General features: G+C 56.6%; 2 rRNA genes. Both read left to right on the forward strand.

Annotated elements, in window-relative coordinates:
- The first annotated feature begins 197 nt into the window (after positions 1–197).
- Positions 198–1,716: ribosomal RNA gene (locus ON19_RS06390) — 16S ribosomal RNA — on the forward strand.
- A 338-nt stretch (positions 1,717–2,054) separates the two neighbouring features.
- Positions 2,055–5,038, forward strand: a 23S ribosomal RNA gene (locus tag ON19_RS06395); the annotation flags it as partial.

Here is a 5,038-nt window from a genome sequence, read left to right on the forward strand (position 1 = left end):
TGTGCGTGTGTTCTTTGAGAACTCAATAGTGTGTCGATGAATGTCAGTGCCAAATGTTTTATTTGGTTCCGGCTCTTCCGCTCCCCGTGTGGGAGGGTCGGACATTTTAGTCAGCTTTTTGCTGGCGATTGTTTTGCTAGGTTTTCGGACTCTAGTTATTACTTTTGATTGCGCCTTTCGGGGTGTGATTTGAGTCTTCAACGGAGAGTTTGATCCTGGCTCAGGACGAACGCTGGCGGCGTGCTTAACACATGCAAGTCGAGCGGTAAGGCCCTTCGGGGTACACGAGCGGCGAACGGGTGAGTAACACGTGGGTGATCTGCCTCGCACTTCGGGATAAGCCTGGGAAACTGGGTCTAATACCGGATATGACCTGCTGTCGCATGGCGGTGGGTGGAAAGATTTATCGGTGCGAGATGGGCCCGCGGCCTATCAGCTTGTTGGTGGGGTAATGGCCTACCAAGGCGACGACGGGTAGCCGGCCTGAGAGGGCGACCGGCCACACTGGGACTGAGACACGGCCCAGACTCCTACGGGAGGCAGCAGTGGGGAATATTGCACAATGGGCGAAAGCCTGATGCAGCGACGCCGCGTGAGGGATGACGGCCTTCGGGTTGTAAACCTCTTTCGACAGGGACGAAGCGCAAGTGACGGTACCTGTAGAAGAAGCACCGGCCAACTACGTGCCAGCAGCCGCGGTAATACGTAGGGTGCGAGCGTTGTCCGGAATTACTGGGCGTAAAGAGCTTGTAGGCGGTTTGTCGCGTCGTCCGTGAAAACTTGGGGCTCAACCCCAAGCTTGCGGGCGATACGGGCAGACTTGAGTACTGCAGGGGAGACTGGAATTCCTGGTGTAGCGGTGAAATGCGCAGATATCAGGAGGAACACCGGTGGCGAAGGCGGGTCTCTGGGCAGTAACTGACGCTGAGAAGCGAAAGCGTGGGTAGCGAACAGGATTAGATACCCTGGTAGTCCACGCCGTAAACGGTGGGTACTAGGTGTGGGTTTCCTTCCACGGGATCCGTGCCGTAGCTAACGCATTAAGTACCCCGCCTGGGGAGTACGGCCGCAAGGCTAAAACTCAAAGGAATTGACGGGGGCCCGCACAAGCGGCGGAGCATGTGGATTAATTCGATGCAACGCGAAGAACCTTACCTGGGTTTGACATACACCGGAAACCTGCAGAGATGTAGGCCCCCTTGTGGTCGGTGTACAGGTGGTGCATGGCTGTCGTCAGCTCGTGTCGTGAGATGTTGGGTTAAGTCCCGCAACGAGCGCAACCCTTATCTTATGTTGCCAGCGCGTAATGGCGGGGACTCGTGAGAGACTGCCGGGGTCAACTCGGAGGAAGGTGGGGACGACGTCAAGTCATCATGCCCCTTATGTCCAGGGCTTCACACATGCTACAATGGCCGGTACAGAGGGCTGCGATACCGTGAGGTGGAGCGAATCCCTTAAAGCCGGTCTCAGTTCGGATCGGGGTCTGCAACTCGACCCCGTGAAGTTGGAGTCGCTAGTAATCGCAGATCAGCAACGCTGCGGTGAATACGTTCCCGGGCCTTGTACACACCGCCCGTCACGTCATGAAAGTCGGTAACACCCGAAGCCGGTGGCCTAACCCCTTGTGGGAGGGAGCCGTCGAAGGTGGGATCGGCGATTGGGACGAAGTCGTAACAAGGTAGCCGTACCGGAAGGTGCGGCTGGATCACCTCCTTTCTAAGGAGCACTTCTGCATGATCGCCTCGAACAGTCGAGCGTGGTCGTGCCAGAGACCGCTTATGTCCCCGACTGTGGGACTGCGGAAGCTCATGGGTGGAACGCTGACAGCTTCTTCCGTGTATCGGTCGGTCTTGGATGATCGGCCGGCGGGTGATATATCGACACACTGTTGGGTCCTGAAAGAACAGGCGTTCTTTCCAGGCAAAAAATACGATCCGGGAGTTTCTCCGGTCATACCGGTCTCGATCCCTTCGGGGGTTGGGGTGCTGGTGTCGGGACAGGTTTCTTTCGGGTGTGTTGTTTGAGAACTGCACAGTGGACGCGAGCATCTTTGTTAGTAAGTGTTGAAGAGCGTACGGTGGATGCCTTGGCACCAGGAGCCGATGAAGGACGTAGGAGGCTGCGATAAGCCTCGGGGAGCTGTCAACCGAGCTGAGATCCGAGGATTTCCGAATGGGGAAACCCGGCACGAGTGATGTCGTGTCACCTGCCGCTGAATATATAGGCGGTTGGGAGGGAACGTGGGGAAGTGAAACATCTCAGTACCCACAGGAAGAGAAAACAATTGTGATTCCGTGAGTAGTGGCGAGCGAAAGCGGATGAGGCTAAACCGTTCAGATGTGATACCCGGCAGGGGTTGTCTGGGCGGGGTAGTGGGGCTCACTTTCTCGATTCTGCCGAGTCGAGCGACAGTCAGAAAAGTTCGTGTTAGTCGAAGTGGTCTGGAACGGCCTGTCGTAGAGGGTGATAATCCCGTAGACGAAAACACGTGCTCTGTTGTAGTGGGTGCCCGAGTAGCAGCGGGCCCGTGAAATCTGCTGTGAATCTGCCGGGACCACCCGGTAAGCCTGAATACTCCCTGGTGACCGATAGCGGACTAGTACCGTGAGGGAAAGGTGAAAAGTACCCCGGGAGGGGAGTGAAATAGTACCTGAAACCGTGCGCTTACAATCCGTCAGAGCCTTCCCTTCGGGGTGGGGTGATGGCGTGCCTTTTGAAGAATGAGCCTGCGAGTCATCGGTGTGTGGCGAGGTTAACCCGTGTGGGGTAGCCGTAGCGAAAGCGAGTCCGAATAGGGCGCCAGAGTCGCATATCATGGACCCGAAGCGGAGTGATCTACCCATGGCCAGGGTGAAGCGACGGTAAGACGTCGTGGAGGCCCGAACCCACTTAGGTTGAAAACTGAGGGGATGAGCTGTGGGTAGGGGTGAAAGGCCAATCAAACTCCGTGATAGCTGGTTCTCCCCGAAATGCATTTAGGTGCAGCGTCGCGTGTTTCACACCGGAGGTAGAGCTACTGGATGGTCTAGGGGGCCTACAAGCTTACCGAAATCAGCCAAACTCCGAATGCCGGTGTGTGAGAGCGCGGCAGTGAGACTGCGGGGGATAAGCTTCGTAGTCGAGAGGGAAACAGCCCAGATCGCCGGCTAAGGCCCCTAAGCGTGTACTAAGTGGAAAAGGATGTGGAGTCGCGAAGACAACCAGGAGGTTGGCTTAGAAGCAGCCACCCTTGAAAGAGTGCGTAATAGCTCACTGGTCAAGTGATTCTGCGCCGACAATGTAGCGGGGCTCAAGTACACCGCCGAAGCCGCGGCACTCCAGCATTATTCTGCTTTCGAGCCAGGAGCTGGGGTGGGTAGGGGAGCGTCGTGTAGCCATGGAAGCAGCAGTGTGAACTAGTTGTGGAGGCTACGCGAGTGAGAATGCAGGCATGAGTAGCGAAAGACGAGTGAGAAACTCGTCCGCCGAATGACCAAGGGTTCCTGGGCCAGGTTAATCCGCCCAGGGTGAGTCGGGACCTAAGGCGAGGCCGACAGGCGTAGTCGATGGACAACGGGTTGATATTCCCGTACCCGTGTATCCGCGCCCAGTGGCGAATCAGTGGTGCTAAGTGCCCAAATGTGGATGGACTTCCTTCGGGAAGCTTGAAGCGGCTGCGCACGACCCCTGCTGTAGTAGTCAAGCGATGGGGTGACGCAGGAAGGTAGCTGGGCCAGGTGATGGAATACCTGGTGTAAGCCTGTAGGGCGAGTGGTAGGCAAATCCGCCACTCATGAGCCTGAGAGGTGATGCGTAGCCGATTGAGGCGAATTCAGTGATCCTATGCTGCCGAGAAAAGCCTCTAGTGAGTTGGTACACGGCCCGTACCCCAAACCGACACAGGTGGTCAGGTAGAGAATACCGAGGCGATCGAGAGAACTGTGGTTAAGGAACTCGGCAAAATGCCCCCGTAACTTCGGGAGAAGGGGGACCACGTCTGGTGACCGGCTTTACGCTGTGAGCTGGGTGTGGTCGCAGAGACCAGAGAGAAGCGACTGTTTACTAAAAACACAGGTCCGTGCGAAGTCGTAAGACGATGTATACGGACTGACGCCTGCCCGGTGCCGGAAGGTTAAGAGGACCGGTTAGCGCCTTCGGGTGCGAAGCTGAGAATTTAAGCCCCGGTAAACGGCGGTGGTAACTATAACCATCCTAAGGTAGCGAAATTCCTTGTCGGGTAAGTTCCGACCTGCACGAATGGCGTAACGACTTCTCTGCTGTCTCAACCACAGACTCGGCGAAATTGCATTACGAGTAAAGATGCTCGTTACGCGCGGCAGGACGAAAAGACCCCGGGACCTTCACTATAGCTTGGTATTGGTGTTCGGTACGGTTTGTGTAGGATAGGTGGGAGACTGTGAAGCGGGCACGCCAGTGTTCGTGGAGTCGTCGTTGAAATACCACTCTGGTCGTATTGGACTTCTAACCTCGGACCCTGATCGGGTTCAGGGACAGTGCCTGGTGGGTAGTTTAACTGGGGCGGTTGCCTCCCAAAATGTAACGGAGGCGCCCAAAGGTTCCCTCAGCCTGGTTGGCAATCAGGTGTCGAGTGCAAGTGCACAAGGGAGCTTGACTGTGAGACTGACAGGTCGAGCAGGGACGAAAGTCGGGACTAGTGATCCGGCACCGGCATGTGGAAGCGGTGTCGCTCAACGGATAAAAGGTACCCCGGGGATAACAGGCTGATCTTCCCCAAGAGTCCATATCGACGGGATGGTTTGGCACCTCGATGTCGGCTCGTCGCATCCTGGGGCTGGAGTAGGTCCCAAGGGTTGGGCTGTTCGCCCATTAAAGCGGCACGCGAGCTGGGTTTAGAACGTCGTGAGACAGTTCGGTCTCTATCCGCCGCGCGCGTCAGAAACTTGAGGAAGGCTGTCCCTAGTACGAGAGGACCGGGACGGACGAACCTCTGGTGTGCCAGTTGTCCTGCCAAGGGCACTGCTGGTTGGCTACGTTCGGAAGGGATAACCGCTGAAAGCATCTAAGCGGGAAGCCTGTT

This window comes from Nocardia abscessus NBRC 100374, from assembly GCF_000308455.1.
Classification (GTDB): Bacteria; Actinomycetota; Actinomycetes; order Mycobacteriales; family Mycobacteriaceae; genus Nocardia; species Nocardia abscessus.